General features: G+C 54.6%; 16 protein-coding genes. 9 read left to right on the forward strand and 7 right to left on the reverse strand.

Annotated features, from left to right (window positions below):
• Window positions 1-196 precede the first annotated feature (196 nt).
• Window positions 197-1,792 carry an ABC-F family ATPase gene (locus tag ACMYSN_RS07050; RefSeq protein WP_123756085.1) on the reverse strand — a complete coding sequence of 532 codons (1,596 nt, stop codon included), beginning with the start codon at window positions 1,790-1,792 and terminating at the stop codon, window positions 197-199.
• 175 nt (window positions 1,793-1,967) lie between these two features.
• Between ACMYSN_RS07050 and ACMYSN_RS07055 the strand changes: the two genes are divergently transcribed.
• Both ACMYSN_RS07055 and ldtB read left to right on the forward strand, forming a co-directional pair.
• Complete coding sequence (locus ACMYSN_RS07055; protein WP_462497512.1) at window positions 1,968-2,750, forward strand: tyrosine-protein phosphatase; 783 nt, start codon at window positions 1,968-1,970, stop codon at window positions 2,748-2,750.
• A gap of 202 nt (window positions 2,751-2,952) precedes the next feature.
• A complete protein-coding gene (gene ldtB / locus ACMYSN_RS07060) occupies window positions 2,953-3,867 on the forward strand; it encodes a L,D-transpeptidase (RefSeq protein ID WP_462497513.1) in 915 nt (304 codons plus the stop codon).
• A 237-nt stretch (window positions 3,868-4,104) separates the two neighbouring features.
• Here the strand turns inward: ldtB and ACMYSN_RS07065 are convergent, their stop codons facing one another.
• The 5 genes from ACMYSN_RS07065 to mntR form a co-directional block, all read right to left on the reverse strand.
• On the reverse strand, window positions 4,105-4,821 hold the full coding sequence (locus ACMYSN_RS07065) for a GntR family transcriptional regulator (RefSeq protein WP_462497514.1): 717 nt from the start codon (window positions 4,819-4,821) through the stop codon (window positions 4,105-4,107).
• A 101-nt stretch (window positions 4,822-4,922) separates the two neighbouring features.
• A complete protein-coding gene (locus ACMYSN_RS07070; RefSeq protein WP_462497515.1) occupies window positions 4,923-6,299 on the reverse strand; it encodes a glycoside hydrolase family 1 protein in 1,377 nt (458 codons plus the stop codon).
• 175 nt (window positions 6,300-6,474) lie between these two features.
• Complete coding sequence (locus ACMYSN_RS07075) at window positions 6,475-7,515, reverse strand: aldo/keto reductase (RefSeq protein WP_462497516.1); 1,041 nt, start codon at window positions 7,513-7,515, stop codon at window positions 6,475-6,477.
• Window positions 7,516-7,622: 107 nt separating this feature from the next.
• Entirely contained in the window at window positions 7,623-8,735 is a 1,113-nt protein-coding gene (locus tag ACMYSN_RS07080) for an anion transporter (protein WP_462497517.1), read from the reverse strand.
• A complete protein-coding gene (mntR, locus tag ACMYSN_RS07085) occupies window positions 8,732-9,205 on the reverse strand; it encodes a manganese-binding transcriptional regulator MntR (protein ID WP_123756077.1) in 474 nt (157 codons plus the stop codon). Before mntR ends, ACMYSN_RS07080 begins: the two co-directional genes overlap by 4 nt.
• Window positions 9,206-9,386: 181 nt before the next feature.
• Between mntR and mntS the strand changes: the two genes are divergently transcribed.
• Both mntS and ACMYSN_RS07095 read left to right on the forward strand, forming a co-directional pair.
• Window positions 9,387-9,512: a manganase accumulation protein MntS gene (gene mntS, locus ACMYSN_RS07090; RefSeq protein WP_462497518.1), complete on the forward strand. Its 126-nt coding sequence runs from the start codon at window positions 9,387-9,389 to the stop codon at window positions 9,510-9,512.
• A gap of 268 nt (window positions 9,513-9,780) precedes the next feature.
• Window positions 9,781-11,358, forward strand: coding sequence for a phosphoethanolamine transferase (locus tag ACMYSN_RS07095; protein ID WP_462497519.1), 1,578 nt, complete (start codon window positions 9,781-9,783; stop codon window positions 11,356-11,358).
• A gap of 90 nt (window positions 11,359-11,448) precedes the next feature.
• Here the strand turns inward: ACMYSN_RS07095 and ompX are convergent, their stop codons facing one another.
• The gene (gene ompX / locus ACMYSN_RS07100; RefSeq protein WP_123756074.1) at window positions 11,449-11,958 is read right to left on the reverse strand and encodes an outer membrane protein OmpX; all 510 of its coding nucleotides are present in this window, start codon (window positions 11,956-11,958) and stop codon (window positions 11,449-11,451) included.
• A 353-nt stretch (window positions 11,959-12,311) separates the two neighbouring features.
• Between ompX and rhtA the strand changes: the two genes are divergently transcribed.
• The 5 genes from rhtA to glnQ all read left to right on the forward strand — a co-directional run bounded on the left by rhtA (window position 12,312) and on the right by glnQ (window position 16,625).
• A complete protein-coding gene (rhtA, locus tag ACMYSN_RS07105) occupies window positions 12,312-13,199 on the forward strand; it encodes a threonine/homoserine exporter RhtA (RefSeq protein ID WP_462497520.1) in 888 nt (295 codons plus the stop codon).
• A gap of 245 nt (window positions 13,200-13,444) precedes the next feature.
• Window positions 13,445-13,948 (forward strand): DNA starvation/stationary phase protection protein, encoded by a 504-nt coding sequence (gene dps / locus ACMYSN_RS07110; protein ID WP_462497521.1) that lies wholly within the window; start codon window positions 13,445-13,447, stop codon window positions 13,946-13,948.
• A 402-nt stretch (window positions 13,949-14,350) separates the two neighbouring features.
• On the forward strand, window positions 14,351-15,097 hold the full coding sequence (gene glnH / locus ACMYSN_RS07115; protein WP_123756071.1) for a glutamine ABC transporter substrate-binding protein GlnH: 747 nt from the start codon (window positions 14,351-14,353) through the stop codon (window positions 15,095-15,097).
• A gap of 149 nt (window positions 15,098-15,246) precedes the next feature.
• Window positions 15,247-15,906 (forward strand): glutamine ABC transporter permease GlnP, encoded by a 660-nt coding sequence (glnP, locus tag ACMYSN_RS07120; protein WP_100684049.1) that lies wholly within the window; start codon window positions 15,247-15,249, stop codon window positions 15,904-15,906.
• Window positions 15,903-16,625 (forward strand): glutamine ABC transporter ATP-binding protein GlnQ, encoded by a 723-nt coding sequence (gene glnQ / locus ACMYSN_RS07125; RefSeq protein ID WP_462497522.1) that lies wholly within the window; start codon window positions 15,903-15,905, stop codon window positions 16,623-16,625. Before glnP ends, glnQ begins: the two co-directional genes overlap by 4 nt.
• Window positions 16,626-16,715: the final 90 nt, after the last annotated feature.

Below are 16,715 nucleotides of genomic sequence, written 5' to 3' on the forward strand. Positions count from 1 at the left end.
CATTGCACGCCTCCCTGTTCAGCGTCACAGCACCGGTGATCCGGTTGCGCCGTAATGCCACATCAGGTTGCTATTAATTCACAGCATTGTGCAGTAAAGATGGAAATATGATGGCAATGGGGGCTGGTTGCCGGAAGGTTGAACAACAGGCGGGAAAGAATATCCCCGGCACGCAGGCGCGCCGGGGAGGCTGACATTAGTTGTCGATGCCTTTGCTACGCAGATAATCTTCGTAGTTACCGGTGAAGTCGATCACGCGTTCCGGCGTAATTTCAATCACGCGGGTGGCCAGCGAGCTGACGAACTCACGGTCGTGAGAGACGAAGATCAGGGTGCCCTGATACATCTCCAGCGCCATGTTCAGCGATTCGATCGATTCCATATCCAGGTGGTTGGTCGGTTCATCCATCACCAGAATGTTCGGTTTTTGCATCATCAGCTTACCGAACAGCATGCGGCCTTTCTCACCACCGGACAGCACTTTGGCCGGTTTTTTGATATCGTCCTGGCTGAACAGCAGACGACCGAGGATGCTACGCACCGCCTGCTCGTCATCGCCTTCCTGCTTCCACTGGCTCATCCAGTCAAAGACCGTCATGTCGTTGTCGAATTCGTACTCGTGATCCTGCGCGTAGTAGCCAATGTGCGCATTTTCAGACCATTTGACGCTGCCGCTGGTGGCTTCCAGCTCGCCCACCAGGGTTTTCAGCAGGGTAGATTTACCCACGCCGTTGGTCCCGAGGACCGCCAGTTTCTCACCGACTTCCAGCAGCAGATTAACCCCTTTGAACAGCGGGCCGTTTTCAAAGCCTTTCGACAGCGCTTCCACTTCCAGCGCATTACGGAACAGCTTCTTATCCTGCTCAAAACGAATGAACGGGTTTTGACGGCTGGAGGCTTTCACTTCATCCAGCTTAATTTTGTCAATCTGGCGGGCACGTGAAGTCGCCTGGCGAGATTTAGAAGCGTTGGCGCTAAAGCGGCTGACGAAGGATTGCAGGTCAGCGATTTGCGCTTTTTTCTTGGCGTTATCGGCCAGCAGGCGTTCGCGCGCCTGGGTCGCGGCGGTCATGTACTCGTCATAGTTACCCGGATAGACGCGCAGCTCACCGTAGTCGAGATCCGCCATATGGGTGCAGACCATGTTCAGAAAGTGACGGTCGTGCGAGATGATAATCATGGTGCTGTCACGCTCGTTCAGCACCTGCTCCAGCCAGCGGATGGTGTCGATGTCGAGGTTGTTCGTCGGTTCATCGAGCAGCAGAATATCCGGGTTAGAAAACAGCGCCTGTGCCAGCAGCACACGCAGCTTCCAGCCTGGCGCTACTTCGCTCATTGGGCCGTAATGTTGTTCGACCGGGATCCCGACCCCCAACAGCAGTTCGCCGGCGCGGGCTTCAGCAGAATAACCGTCCATTTCGCCGTAAGTGACTTCCAGATCGGCCACTTTATAGCCGTCTTCTTCGGTCATTTCAGCCAGAGAATAGATGCGGTCGCGTTCCTGCTTCACTTCCCACAGCTCGCCGTGGCCCATGATGACCGTATCCAGCACGGTGAATTCTTCAAAGGCGAATTGGTCCTGACGCAGTTTACCGATACGCTCATTTGGATCGAGGGAGACGTTGCCCAGCGTCGACTCAAGGTCGCCACCGAGGATCTTCATAAAGGTGGATTTACCGCTACCGTTAGCGCCAATCAGGCCGTAACGGTTGCCGCCGCCAAATTTGACGGAGATGTTTTCGAACAGCGGCTTACTGCCAAACTGCATGGTGACGTTGCTGGATACTAGCACGGGGTTATCCTGAAAAAGAGAATGAGAAGTGTGATACATCGGACATTATGCCAGCAAAACCATCACTTTTCACGGTTTGCCATAAAATCATAGGCACAGTCTGTGGTACGGTCTCTGTAATATTGCCCATTCTTGTGCCTGAAACCTGATTTTTCCCTCAATCTGGAAGGAACCTATGACGACATACTCGCGCCATCCGGCATTCTTATCGCTCCAGGGCGGGATCAACTTTCGCGATCTCGGCGGTGTGTCCACCGTCGACGGTCGCCGTCTGCGCCAGGGAAAATTACTGCGCTCCGGCTCGTTGCATATGCTGACCGCCGAAGACCTTGAGCATCTGGACACCCTGCCGCTGACTCAGATTATTGATTATCGCGATCCGCACGAGGCCCAGCGCAGCCCAGATAAACTCAATGGCCGCGCCAGCTACCTCAACGCGCCCGCTAACCCGCTCACGCCGTATGTTGATGCCAAAGTGACAGAGCTAAATGCCGCCACGCTGAATGCCATGAACGGCGAACAGTTTATGCTGCAACTCTATCGTCATCTGCCGTTCAACAACGCGGCCTACCACCAGTTGACCGGTTGGCTGATGCAGCCGTTCGAGGGGGCGCTGCTGCAGCATTGCGCGGTGGGAAAAGATCGCACCGGCGTAGGCTGCGCCCTGACGCTGTTTGCCCTCGGCTGCGATAGCCATACCGTGATGGAGGAGTATCTGCTGACCCACGGCATGCTGAATCAGGTCGAAGTCCATCTGTGTGAGACGCTCGGCGATGAACTGAACGCCCGGGGGCGGCAGAATCTGACGGATCTCATCGCGGTGCGCGAGTCCTATCTCGCGGCGGCGCTGTCAGCCATCCATGAGCGTTATGCTAGTGTCGACCTCTGGCTGGAGCAGGAGTATCAACTGACGCCACAGGCGCGCGAGGCGCTTCGCTCAAGGCTTCTGGAGGGATAGTCGTCCTGTTTTATCGCATCACGCGATCTCAGGATTGATAAGGCCTGCGCTCGAGACTTGAAACAACCGGCAAAAAAGTGTGATTTCGTACACATCTGATTTCCCTGTTGGCGGGAATGCACATATAATGCGCTCCCATCTATTAGCTGAATAATCTGACAAAGGCCTGTGTGGCTTTGACACTGCACACGACATAACGAATATGAAAATATCGACAATTTTAGCGGCAGCCTTCGCTCTCGTCGGCTTTTGCAACACTGCCTCCGCGGTGACTTATCCGCTGCCGACCGACGGCAGCCGACTGATTGGTCAGAACCAGGTCATTACGGTTCCTGAAAACAATAAACAGCCGCTGGAGTATTTCGCCGCGAAATACCAGATGGGACTGTCCAACATGCTGGAAGCAAACCCGGGCGTGGACACCTACCTGCCGAAAGGCGGTACCGTTCTGAATATCCCGCAGCAGTTGATCCTGCCGGACACCGTCCATGAAGGCATCGTGATCAACAGCGCGGAAATGCGTCTTTACTACTACCCGAAAGGCACCAATACCGTCATCGTACTGCCGATCGGTATCGGCCAGCTAGGCAAAGATACGCCTATCAAATGGGTCACCAAAGTAGAACGTAAGAAAGCAGGTCCGACCTGGACCCCGACGGCGAAAATGCACGCGGAATACGCGGCTGACGGTAACCCGCTGCCAGCCGTTGTCCCTGCCGGTCCGGACAACCCGATGGGTCTGTACGCTCTGTACATCGGTCGTCTGTACGCCATTCATGGTACCAACGCCAACTTTGGTATCGGTCTGCGCGTGAGCCACGGCTGCGTTCGTCTGCGTAACGAAGACATCAAATTCCTGTTTGAAAACGTGCCGGTCAACACCCGCGTTGAATTTATCGATGAGCCGGTAAAAGCAACCACCGAGCCAGACGGCAGCCGCTATGTGGAAGTCCATAATCCACTGTCCACCACGGAAGCACAGTTCCAGGACGGCGAAGTGGTACCGATCACGCTGAGCAAAGAAATTAAAGCGGTCACCGGCCAGCCTGATGTCGATCAAAATGTGGTTGAGCAGGCAGTTCAGAATCGTTCAGGTATGCCGATTCGTCTGAACTAAGCCTTACCGCAACGGCCTGAAAAAACGGGTCTGGCAACCAATGCCCATCCGCTGGCTGATATATAAAGGGTTCATGTTAATCATGAACCCTTTTTTAATTTTTGAACGAGGCAAAATATTTGTTAAGCATATCGCCACCCACTCAGAATATGACCGACTCACCAGATAGCAGGTGGCGAAACCAGCCGCCGAAACCCCATGGTTAACGGCAACATCAGGCCTGATGCCCGCCCTTTTCTACCCGTTGTTGACCAGAATAATCCCGCCATGATCGTAGCGGTAATGGCAGTGGGCGTACTCTAGTGGCGTCCCGTCTTCCAGATAGATCACCTGCTCGACACCCAGCACCGGGTCGCTCTCAGTACACAAGAGATACTGCTGATCCAACGCATCCGGCTTCATGGCCCGCACCACCCGATGCGACCCCATCAGCTTCAGTCCCAGTGTTTCCTGTACGTAGCGAAACACCGAGCTTTCCAGATGGCTTTTATTCAGCCCCGGAACCAGCGCCACCGGCATCACCGTCATATCCAGCGATATCGGTTCGCCATTCAGCACCCGCAAGCGAACAAAATCATAGACTGGCGCATCGGCATCGATCAGCAGCGAGCTTTGCTCCTTTTCCGTGGCAAAGCGCAGCTCAAAGCGGATGATCTGGCTGGTCACCTCGCCCAGATGCTCCCAGGTTTTGGTGGCACCAAAGTAATCGCTCCCCGGTAGCTCCCACTGCGAAAGCTGGAGAAAGTTCTTGCGCACGAAGGTCCCCTGCCCCTTGCGGGTATAGATAAGCCCTTCGACAATCAGCTGGCGGATGGCCTGCTGGATGGTCATCCTGCTGGTGTTAAACTCCGCCGCCAGCGCAAACTGGTCGGGTAACGGGGCGCTGGCGGGATACTGCTGGCTGATAATTCGCTTCTTAATTTCCCGCGCGATCGCAAGATACTTCGCCGTCATTCCCCGTCCTTTTATTGATTGTTTTTACTGGTCTTTCTCTGTTCTCAGGCGAACAAAGGCAGGCCTAAGCATACACCAAATGCCTGCCAGTCGCTCTGCCTCTACATCTCCTGACCCTGGCTACGAATCGCCTGTTTTAACCAGGCATAGCTTTTCTTCGGCACCCGCTTGAGGTCTTTCAGGTCATGGTTCTCGCGGTTCACGTACACAACGCCGTAGCGCTTGCGCATATCGCCCTGCGAGCTGAGGATATCAATCAGTCCCCATCCCAGATAGCCGATCACTTCGGCGCCATCTTCAAACATCGCCTCTTTCATCGCGTTAATGTGATCGCGGTGATAGGCAATGCGGTAATCATCAGCCACCGGCGTTTCGCCATCCCAGGACTCAATCACGCCGATACCATTTTCAATCGGGAACACCGGTAACCGCCAGTCATTGTAGTAGCGGGTAATGATCATCCGGAAACCGAGCGGGTCGATCTGCCAGTTCCATTCCGTCGCTTTCAGCCACGGATTGGGCTTGTCGCCGGACAGCATGTAATAATTCACCGGCGTTCCCGCAGGCAGTGGATCGCTGTCGAGAGTGCGGCTGGCATAGTAGCTGAAGGCCAGGTAGTCGACTTTCACCGTCGCCATCAGCGCCAGATCGTCCTCGCGATAGATATCGCTAAATCCCTCTTTTGCCACAAAGTGCATCACTTCCGGGCTGTAGCCTTCCCCGGCGAAAGCGCGTAGCAGGTTCTGGTTGAAGAACTCATCCAGTTGCTGAGCACAGAGCATATCCCGCGGTTTACAGGTCGCCGGATAGACCTGGGCATGCGCCAGCATGCCGCCCATCAGGCACTGCGGCTTCGCCTGATGCAGATAATCCGTCACCTGCACGTGGGCCATCATCACATGGTGCTGAATCTGGTACAGCTCGCGCAGGGTTTTCTCGCCGCGCAGGTAGCCGGTGATAAGAAACGCCTCTGGCATATGGTAGAGATTCTGCTCGTTAAAGGTCAGCCAGTATTTCACCTTATCGCCGTAGCACTCGATCATCTTCCGCCCGTAACGGATGAACGCCTCCATCACCCGACGATCGGCGAAACCGTTATAGCGCTCCGCCAGCGACAGCGGCATATCGAAGTGATACAGGCAGATCATCGGCTCAATACCGCGGGCGATCAGCTCGTCAATAAACTGATGGTAGAAGGCGATCCCCTCCTCATTAAACTCACCGTCGCCCTCAGGACACACCCGACTCCAGGCAATCTGGAAGCGGTAGCAGTTCATGCCGAGGTCCTGCATCAGATCGAAATCTTCCCGGTAACGATGATAAGAGTCGGTAGCCACTTTCCAGTCAGAGGCGAATTCCGCAGGCTCGCGAATGTCGTACACCGACATCCCCTTGCCGCCTTCATTCCATGCCCCTTCCGTTTGCATGCTGGAGACCGAATTACCCCACAAAAAATCCGCCGGCAGTGCTTTGTTCATCTCTCGCCCCTATATGACTAGTCATTTAAATTTTATGACTAGTCATATAGCCGAAATCCCCAGAGCTGGCAAATAAAGGATCGTTTTTTGTGAACGGCACAAACAAAAAACGCCGGATCGGCGTAAACCGATCCGGCGTGCGATCTGTCGCGCCCGGCGGGGGCGCGGCGGTCGTTTATTGTTGCGCGAGCTGACCGCGGCGATATTCGCCCTGACGCTCCAGCATCCAGCCCGGATATTCCCGCGGCAGCGCGCTGACGGCATCGAGCTGCGCCAGCTCCTCCTGGCTCAGACGAATATCGACCGCGGCGAGGTTATCCGCCAACTGCTCGCGCCGTTTGGCGCCGATAATCACGCTGCTGACCGCCGGCTGATGCAGCAGCCAGGCAAGGGCAACCTGAGCCACCGACACGCCTTTGGCCCCGGCGATTTCCCGCATCACATCGATGCAGTCAAACGCCCGCTCTTTTTCCACCGGCGGGAAATCAAAGGTCTGACGACGACCGCCGTCTTCCCCCTGCCCGTCGCGATCGTACTTACCGCTAAGCAGACCGCCGGCCAGCGGGCTCCAGACCATCAACCCGAGCCCTTCACTCTGCATCATCGGCACCAGTTCGCGCTCCAGATCGCGCCCGGCAATCGTGTAGTAGGCCTGCAGCGAAGCAAAGCGCGACAACCCCAGCCGTTCGGAAATCCCCAACGCTTTGACGATTTGCCAGGCCGCCCAGTTCGACACGCCGATATAGCGCACGTGCCCCTGCTGCACCAGATTATCCAGGGCATACAGCGTCTCTTCGACAGGTGTCGCCGGATCAAAGCCGTGCAGTTGATACAGGTCGATGTGATCGAGCTGCAGCCGCCGCAGGCTCTCTTTGACGCTGCCCATGATGTGATAGCGAGAACTGCCGCGGGAATTGACGCCGGCGGTGCCGGTTTCACCAAAGACTTTGGTTGCCACCACCACGTTCTCGCGGGGGATTTTGAGGTTTTTCAACGCCTGGCCGGTTAACATTTCCGAACGGCCTTCAGAATAGACGTCTGCCGTATCAATAAAGTTAATGCCTGCATCCAGCGCGCTGCCCACCAGCTGTTCGGCTTCGGCCTGGCGCAGTTGACCAATTTTGCCCCACATGCCGCCTTCGCCGCCAAAGGTCATGGTGCCCAGGCACAGCTCCGAGACAAACAGACCGGTGTTTCCTAGTTTTTGATAACGCATTGCACTCTCCTCATCAGGATGTTTACGCCCAGCGTGTTAGTTATACGCCACAGCGGGAGAGTGCGAATGTGGTGATTCTGTCTGTTTCTTGCCCAATTCTCTGAACATCAGGCAACGCAGAGCAGCAGGAGATACCCCACCAGCGCGGCCCATAGCAGCATCGGCAGAGAATAAAGGTGGAAACGCCACCAAATCCGCCGGTCCGAGGCCATGCGCAGCGCGATAAGATTCGCCAGCGAGCCGGGCAGCAGCCCAAAGCCGCCGACGTTAACCGCCCAGGCCAGCAAGGTTGAAGGGGGAACATAGTTGAGCAGCAAAATGGTGGACGGGACGTTGCTGATAAACTGCGAAAGCCCAATAGACGTCAGCCACAGGCCGCCCGCAGACAACTGGCCGACGCCGCTCAGGAGCTGGTGCAGAGCCGGCAGCTGAGTCAGCAGGTGCACGTCGATAAACATCACCATAAAGACCAGCAGCAGAGACCAGTCGACGTGGATAATCACCGCGCGCGCCAGCACCAGGAAACCAAGGACAATCAGCCCCAGCCCCCACAGCTCAAGCTTCATTTCTAATGCTGCCAGGAAAACCAGATAAAACACCAGGCAGCCCCATACCAGCTTTGGCTGCCACGACGGCGTCCGGTCCGAGCTTTGAAAATGCAGTCGGGTCGCGGAAAAACAGCACCAGCACAGCGCCAGCAGGGTCAACATCATCGCCGCCGCCAGCGGCAGCATCTGCCCGATAAAGGCCGGGAAGCTCAGGCCCGAGCGTCCCCATAACAGGATATTTTGCGGATTGCCGATCGGCGTTAACAGCGAGCCGGCGTTGACCGCCAGCGCCTCAAAAATAATCAGCCGGTTCACCGGGATCGCACACCACTTCTTCAGGGTAAGCGTTAGCGGGACGACGATAAACAGCGCCACATCGTTGGTCAGAAAAGTCGAGAGCAGCGCCGCCGCCAGCACCATAAACAGCGCCAGCTGCCGCTCGGTAGCAAACCGGCGCGCCATTTTGCGGCCCAGCACATCAAAATAGCCGCTGAGCTCAATCCCTTTGGTCAGCAGCATCAGCCCGCTGAGCGCGATAATCGTGTGCCAGTCGATCGCCTGGGGCCAGCGTTTCGGCGCAAAGGGCACGAAAAAGCTTAAGACGCAGGCAACGATCAGCAGCAGATGTAAAAAGCGGTCGCGCGCCAGCGACTGAACAAAGGGCAGGTTCATTCGCCTTGCGAGCCGTGTTTCAGAGTGAACTGATGAAATGCCACCAGGGTTTCTTCACTGACGTGATGCTCCATCCCTTCGGCATCGCGGCGGGCGATCTCCGGGCTGACGCCGAGCACCAGCAGGAAATTCTCGACGATCTGGTGACGCTCGCGGCTCTCGTGGGCCAGCTTCTCGCCTTCCGGGGTTAAGAATACGCCGCGCCACGGGATCTGTTCGATCAGGCCGACGGTAGCCAGCCGTTTGAGCATTTTCGCGACCGTCGGCTGCGAAACCCCCAGACGTGCGGCCATATCCACCTGACGGGCTTCACCCACTTCGCGAATCAGGTCGGAAATCAGCTCAACATAGTCATCGATCAGCTCCCGACGGTGGGCTTCGCGCACCTGGCGGAACCCTTCAACGTGTTCCTCGACATTAACAAGCTGCGTCACTTTTTTTGTTATAGGTTTACCCGCGCGACGGTTCATTGTGCTTCCTCATACCAGTGACGCATCAAGCATCATCTCAAAAGATCCCCATTGTAAATGATTGGGCCCGTAGCACAAAAAATTAACGTTTTAGCCATAGCTATAAGATATAGCCTGTGCTATATCTGTATGTAATGCAGGCATCCTTCAAGGAGCGAAGGGCGAAACTACAGGAGGTCCCATGAACGAATTTAAGAGGTGTTTACGCGTGTTTACTCATTCCCCTTTCAAGGTTCGCTTAATGCTGATTAACATGCTGTGCGACCTGATGAACGGCAAAAATCGTCAGCAAAAACCCAACCAGTAACGCGGCGTCGCGGCACGCCGCTTCATTTTTCTGTCATAATTGGCCGTCATACTGGCTCGCTTCGCCTCAATCCCGCCACTTTTTTCAAGTTTTGTAAGCTTTCTCTCAAAACAATCCGTTATGCCTGGTTGACCTTATCATTTGCAAGCCCTATCGTTTGTCAGCCCTGCCACTACTGCGGCTCACAGAGACCCTCTTCAGGCACTGTCCAGCAGGTTTTACCCCTTGATGCCAGGGGATGCACATGGCGTCTTTTTGATTATTAACTATGAATGTCACCCTGAAAGAAACGCTGGTCGCCCGGGGCTTAGTCCCCAATCCATGGACAGGATTTTATTTTTTACAGTCTCTGCTAATTAACCTGGCCCTCGGCTACGAATTTAGTCTGCTCTATACTGTCGCATTTACATGCGTGCTACATCTGCTGTGGCGCACGTTCCCGCGCGCGCAAAAAGTCGTGGTGGGATGCTATTCCCTGCTCGCCGCGCTCTACTACCCTTTCGGGCAGGCCTACGGCGCGCCTAACTTCAATACGCTGCTGGCGCTGCACGCCACCAACGTCGAAGAGTCGACGGAAATTCTGACCATCTTCCCCTGGTACAACTACCTGTTGGGGGTCTTTATTCTTGCGCTCGGCGTGATTGCCGTGCGTCGGAAACCGGAAGAGCGCAAACGCCTGAATAAAGTAGAAATACTCGGCGTGCTGTTCAGTATCGCAATTTTCTTCCTCCAGCCGGTGCAGAACCTGGCCTGGGGCGGCGTGTTTAAAGTGATCGATACCGGCTACCCTGCCTTTCGCTTCGTGAAAGACGTGGTAGTTAATAATAATGAAGTGCTGGATGAGCAGTCGCGCATGGCGCAGCTGGCCAACATGAAAGACAGCTGGCACGTGATGGCGGTCAAACCCAAATACCATCTCTATGTGGTGGTGATCGGGGAAAGCGCGCGCCGTGATGCGCTCGGGGCCTTTGGCGGGCACTGGAACAATACGCCGTTTGCCAGTTCCGTGAATGGCTATCTGTTTAATGACTACATTGCCGCCAGCGGCTCGACGCAAAAATCCCTCGGCTTGACGCTCAATCGAGTCGTCGACGGGAAACCGCTGTATCAGGACAACTTTGTCACCCTCGCGAACCGCGCAGGTTTTCAGACGTGGTGGTTTTCCAATCAGGGCCAGATTGGCGAATACGATACGGCGATCGCCAGCATCGCCAAACGCGCGGATGAGGTACAGTTCCTCAAAAACGGCGATTTTGAAGCCAATAAAAATACCCAGGATGAGCAGCTTTTAAAGCTGACCGAACAGGTGCTCTCGGTGCAGCGCACCCAGCCGCAGCTAATCGTCCTGCATTTGATGGGTTCGCATCCGCAGGCCTGCGACCGTACCAAGGGCAAATATACCGTCTTCGTGCAGTCGAAAGAGACCTCTTGCTACCTCTACAGCATGACGCAAACCGATTCGCTGCTGGGCAAGCTCTATCATCAACTGCAAAATTCTGGCGATAGCTTCTCGATGACCTATTTCTCCGATCACGGTCTGGCCTTTAAAGAGCGCGGTAAAGAGGTGCAGTACCTGGCGCACGACGATAAATATCAGCAAAACTTCCAGGTGCCGTTTATGGTGTTATCCAGCGATGATAAAGCGCATAAGGTCATTAAGGCACAGCGTTCCGCTAACGATTTCCTCGCCTTCTTCTCGCAGTGGACCGGGATCAGCGCCAAGGAGATTACCCCGCGCTATCGCTTTATCTCTGAACAGCGTGCCGGGCCAACCTTTATCACCAACTTCCAGCTGCAGAAGGTGGAGTACAGCCATCTGGGCACCGACGCCTTCACCATTCACTAACGCCGCCCGCCGCTGCCCGTCAGCGGCAGCCAGATTTCAGGCAAAAAAAATCCGCCCCTGTGAGGCGGATTTTTTATATCACCGAAGTGATTAGAAGCTGTAACCAACGCCAGCGATCCAGGTACCAACGTCAACGTTACGAATACGAGACTGCTCGTAGGAGAAGTCCAGAGCAACGTTTTCGATCGGGTTGAACTGCATACCAGCACCGTAGGAGAAACCGTAGTCGCTCATGTCGTGCTTGTTCGGGTAGCTGTTGTCCTGGAATTTACCGTGGCCAAGACCAACAACACCGTAGATGCTAGCCCAGTCGTTCAGACGGTAAGCCGGACCTGCAGTGATACCGTAGTACTGGCCTTTCTGGTAAACGCCGCCTTCGGTACGATCTTTTTCAGTGTAGGTGAAGGAACCGATAACACCCAGCGGGCTATTGTCTTGCTCGTAACGGTACTTCAGGTTGAAACCGCCTGCTTTGTTGGCTTCACCCTGCATGTCGCTCTGTGCATAACCACCGGTAACGGTAGAAGTTGCAGCGAAAGCGGTACCTACGGATGCTGCCAGTACAACAGCCAGTGCTGAAAAACGTGCAATTTTATTCATAACCACCTCAAATGTGTTTCTAATAAGTCCTAAGTTTTAAATATATCAAAAACTTTCGAGAAACTCTTTTCACTTTACACTGTCTAACAGTGCTTTTCCTGTAACCAAAAGTTTCCGCAATTCTGTAACAATCTGGAAAACAACCATTTTAATCGAAGACCCTGCTATTAACGCGCATTATTCACAGGGCGTGCATCCAGATAATTCCTAATCTACTAGTCGTTTAATCTACTCGTTGCGCTGTATTGTACGCATCTCGTCTGCGTTTTTTTCAACAATAGCTAAACCGCGGAAGGGTTCATCATTTACACTGGAACCTTTACCTCATTTGACAAACCCTGACAGGAGAAAGGATGCCCGGCTCGTCCCGCAAAGTACCGGCATGGCTGCCGATATTGGTCATTATAGTCGCGATGGTTTCTATTCAGAGCGGCGCATCGTTAGCAAAATCACTGTTCCCGCTCGTCGGTGCACCGGGTGTCACCGCGCTGCGTCTGGCGCTGGGCACACTGATTCTGGCGATCGTCTTTAAACCCTGGCGTCTGCGCTTCACCGCAGAACAACGCCTGCCGTTACTCTTCTACGGTCTCTCGCTAGGGGCGATGAACTACCTCTTCTATTTGTCCATCCAACGTATTCCGCTGGGGATTGCGGTGGCGCTGGAGTTTACCGGCCCGCTGGCGGTCGCGCTATTTGGCTCGCGTCGTCCGCTCGATTTCGTGTGGGTGGTTCTGGCGGTGCTGGGGCTGTGGTTTCTGCTGCCGCTGGGGCAAGATGTCGCCCAGATCGATCCGATCGGTGCATTGCTGGCGCTCGGCGCCGGATCCTGCTGGGCGGTCTATATCCTGACCGGGCAACGCGCCGGGGAAGAACATGGCCCGGCCACGGTGGCGATGGGTTCGCTGATTGCATCGGTGATTTTTGTGCCACTCGGCATGATCCAGGCCAGCGATACGCTGTTCCAGTGGGCGCTGCTGCCGCTGGGTCTGGCTATCGCGGTGCTCTCTACGGCACTGCCTTACTCGCTGGAGATGATCGCCCTCACCCGCATGCCCACCCGAACCTTCGGCACCTTAATGAGCATGGAACCGGCCCTCGCCGCCCTCTCCGGAATGGTATTCCTCGGCGAAACGCTGACGGTAACGCAAACCCTGGCGCTGGGGGCGATTATCCTCGCCTCGATGGGCTCCACCTTAACCATGCGTCGGGACAGCAAAATCGAAAAGGTCGATATCAGCTAGTTCTGCATGACCGCTCCGCATGGCCACAGGTGCCATGCGGAGCGGTCATGCTCACATTTAACTCATTGATTTTATATAACTTACAAAACAGTCAACAACTCTACGCTATCAAACCGATAGAGACTACCGCCCTCCGCGTTGCCCAATCCGTTGTTATAATGAGTCCCATCAGTGATCGACTACACTTACTCCGGTCAATGTAAAATTGATGTATGACGAGTATAAATATCAAGAGGAATGACACGATGACGACTGCAAAACTGGTTAAAACGAAAGCATCCAACCTGCTCTATACCCGCAACGATGTGGCAGATCAGGAGAAGAAGGCCACCATCGAGCTGCTCAATCGTCAGGTCGTCCAGTTCATCGACCTGTCGCTGATTACCAAACAGGCTCACTGGAATATGCGCGGCGCCAACTTTATCGCCGTCCATGAAATGCTCGACGGTTTCCGCACCGCGCTGACGGAGCATCTCGATACCATGGCGGAACGTGCCGTGCAGCTTGGCGGCGTCGCGCTGGGCACTACCCAGGTGATTAACAGCCAGACCCCGCTGAAAAGCTACCCGCTGGATATCCACAGCGTTCAGGAGCACCTGAAAGAGCTGGCCGATCGCTACGCCATTGTGGCTAATGATGTGCGTAAAGCCATCGCAGAGAGCAAAGACGAAGACACCGCCGATATCTTCACCGCGGCATCCCGCGATCTGGATAAATTCCTGTGGTTCATCGAAGCCAATATCGCCTGATCCTCGCCTGTCGCCGTCAGCATCGCTGGCGGCTTTTTTTCAGATTATCCTCAGAAATACGCCTTTTTATCCCCTTCGCCGTTATCTGCACCACTTTAGTGCACAGCATTGAGCAAAATGTGCGCTAAGGTAAATCAATTGTAATAATTACCTCACACAATCGTTACGGCAAGATTGTTTCCACCTGGTGTTTGCGTTAAAAATGCACTTGTTAAGCGATGCGTTAATGACGCACCAAAACGACGCCCCATAACGGTGCATTTGCCGTTCCCTTTACCCTAAACCGTGCAACAGGATTCGCCTCGTTTGTTATAAAACAACAAGTTGTAAAACTGGCACGATTATTTCATGCAGTTACCCGTTCTCGCAGGGGATCGTCCCGTGGATATAAAAGGAAATGCTATGAAGTCTGTATTTAAAGTTTCACTGGCTGCACTGACCCTGGCTTTTGCGGTTTCTTCCCAGGCCGCTGAAAAGCAACTGATTGTTGCAACCGATACGGCGTTTGTTCCGTTTGAATTTAAACAAGGTGATAAATACGTCGGCTTCGACGTTGACCTGTGGGCCGCGATCGCTAAAGAGCTGAAACTGGACTACACCCTGAAGCCAATGGATTTCAGCGGCATCATCCCGGCGCTGCAAACCAAAAACATCGACCTCGCGCTGGCGGGTATTACCATTACTGAAGAACGCAAGAAAGCGATCGAATTCTCCGATGGCTACTATAAGAGCGGTCTGCTGGTGATGGTGAAAGCCGACAACAACGACATCAAAGATGTGAAAGACCTGAACGGCAAAGTGGTCGCGGTTAAAGGTGGCACCGGTTCCGTTGACTATGCCAAAGCCAACATCAAGACCAAAGACCTGCGTCAGTTCCCGAACATTGATAACGCCTATATGGAGTTAGGAACCGGACGTGCCGATGCGGTCCTGCATGACACCCCAAACATCCTCTACTTCATCAAAACCGCTGGCCAGGGCAAATTCAAAGCTGTCGGAAGCTCTCTGGAAGCGCAGGACTACGGTATCGCTTTCCCGAAAGGCAGCGACGAACTGCGTGAAAAGGTGAACGGCGCGCTGAAAACACTGCGTGAAAACGGCACCTACAACGAAATTTATAAAAAATGGTTCGGTACTGAGCCAAAATAATAATCAGCATCTCTTCTTACAGGTCTGCTGAGGTTTGACTCCCCGGATATCGCCACAATCCGTTATCCGGGCATTCTCTCACCGCAGACCTGAGTCATTTTTTCACAGAGGGTGACCTCTGTTGTTCGACACGGTAACAGGAACACATTATGCAGTTTGACTGGAGTGCCATCTGGCCCGCCATTCCAATTTTGCTGGAAGGCGCCAAAATGACGCTGTGGATCTCCGTCCTCGGCCTTGCTGGCGGCTTGATTATCGGCCTCGTCGCCGGTTTCGCCCGCTGCTTTGGCGGCTGGATTGCCAACCACGTTGCGTTAGTCTTCATTGAGATCATCCGCGGCACCCCCATCGTCGTCCAGGTCATGTTTATCTACTTCGCCTTGCCAATGGCGTTTAATGATTTACGTATTGACCCGTTCTCGGCGGCGGTGGTGACGATCATGATCAACTCCGGTGCCTATATCGCAGAAATCACCCGCGGGGCGGTGCTCTCTATTCACAAAGGCTTCCGTGAAGCTGGCCTGGCCCTCGGCCTGTCCCGTCGCGAAACCATCCGTCACGTGATTCTGCCGCTGGCGCTGCGCCGTATGCTGCCGCCGCTGGGTAACCAGTGGATCATCAGCATCAAAGATACCTCGCTGTTTATCGTCATCGGCGTGGCTGAACTGACCCGCCAGGGCCAGGAGATTATTGCCGGTAACTTCCGCGCGCTGGAGATCTGGAGCGCCGTTGCCGTGATTTATCTGATCATCACCCTGGTGTTGAGCTTTATTCTGCGTCGTCTTGAAAGAAGGATGAAAATCCTGTGATTGAATTTAAAAATGTTTCCAAGCACTTTGGCCCGACCAAGGTGCTGCACGATATCGATCTGAAGATCAGCAAAGGCGAAGTGGTGGTGATTATCGGGCCGTCCGGTTCCGGCAAATCAACCCTGCTGCGCTGCATCAACAAGCTGGAAGAGATCACCAGCGGCGAACTGATTGTCGACGGCCTGAAGGTCAATGACCCGAAAGTCGACGAGCGCCTGATTCGTCAGGAAGCGGGCATGGTATTCCAGCAGTTTTACCTGTTCCCACACCTGACCGCACTGGAGAACGTCATGTTCGGGCCGCTGCGCGTGCGTGGCGCCAGCAAAGAGGCCGCCGAAAAACTGGCGAAAGATCTGCTGGAGAAAGTCGGCCTCGCCGAACGCGCTCACCACTACCCTTCCGAGCTCTCGGGCGGGCAGCAGCAGCGCGTGGCCATCGCTCGCGCCCTCGCGGTGAAGCCAAAAATGATGCTGTTTGATGAACCAACCTCCGCCCTCGATCCGGAACTGCGCCACGAAGTACTGAAGGTGATGCAGGATCTGGCCGAGGAAGGCATGACCATGGTGATCGTGACCCACGAAATCGGTTTTGCTGAGAAAGTGGCATCGCGACTGATCTTTATCGATAAAGGGCGCATTGCCGAAGATGGCGATCCGCAGGTACTGGTGAAGAACCCGCCGAGCCCGCGTCTGCGCGAGTTCCTGCAGCACGTAGCCTGATGTCTCCAACGGCTCCCCACCCTGGGGAGCCGCTTTCCAGATTTCTCTCACGCCGATAACCTGCTTTTCAACTTCTATACTTAATCGTTT

Origin of the sequence: Klebsiella sp. R445, from assembly GCF_051131755.1 — a bacterium.
GTDB lineage: Bacteria > Pseudomonadota > Gammaproteobacteria > Enterobacterales > Enterobacteriaceae > Klebsiella > Klebsiella lignicola.

Coding starts and splice junctions, on each gene's coding strand:
- rhtA (WP_462497520.1), top strand. CDS start 12,312: ATGCCCGGCTCGTCCCGCAAAGTACCGGCATGGCTGCCGATATTGGTC.
- ACMYSN_RS07065 (WP_462497514.1), bottom strand. CDS start 4,821: ATGACGGCGAAGTATCTTGCGATCGCGCGGGAAATTAAGAAGCGAATT.
- glnP (WP_100684049.1), top strand. CDS start 15,247: ATGCAGTTTGACTGGAGTGCCATCTGGCCCGCCATTCCAATTTTGCTG.
- ACMYSN_RS07070 (WP_462497515.1), bottom strand. CDS start 6,299: ATGAACAAAGCACTGCCGGCGGATTTTTTGTGGGGTAATTCGGTCTCC.
- ompX (WP_123756074.1), bottom strand. CDS start 11,958: ATGAATAAAATTGCACGTTTTTCAGCACTGGCTGTTGTACTGGCAGCA.
- mntR (WP_123756077.1), bottom strand. CDS start 9,205: ATGAACCGTCGCGCGGGTAAACCTATAACAAAAAAAGTGACGCAGCTT.
- glnH (WP_123756071.1), top strand. CDS start 14,351: ATGAAGTCTGTATTTAAAGTTTCACTGGCTGCACTGACCCTGGCTTTT.
- mntS (WP_462497518.1), top strand. CDS start 9,387: ATGAACGAATTTAAGAGGTGTTTACGCGTGTTTACTCATTCCCCTTTC.
- dps (WP_462497521.1), top strand. CDS start 13,445: ATGACGACTGCAAAACTGGTTAAAACGAAAGCATCCAACCTGCTCTAT.
- ACMYSN_RS07075 (WP_462497516.1), bottom strand. CDS start 7,515: ATGCGTTATCAAAAACTAGGAAACACCGGTCTGTTTGTCTCGGAGCTG.
- ACMYSN_RS07055 (WP_462497512.1), top strand. CDS start 1,968: ATGACGACATACTCGCGCCATCCGGCATTCTTATCGCTCCAGGGCGGG.
- ACMYSN_RS07080 (WP_462497517.1), bottom strand. CDS start 8,735: ATGAACCTGCCCTTTGTTCAGTCGCTGGCGCGCGACCGCTTTTTACAT.
- ACMYSN_RS07095 (WP_462497519.1), top strand. CDS start 9,781: ATGAATGTCACCCTGAAAGAAACGCTGGTCGCCCGGGGCTTAGTCCCC.
- ldtB (WP_462497513.1), top strand. CDS start 2,953: ATGAAAATATCGACAATTTTAGCGGCAGCCTTCGCTCTCGTCGGCTTT.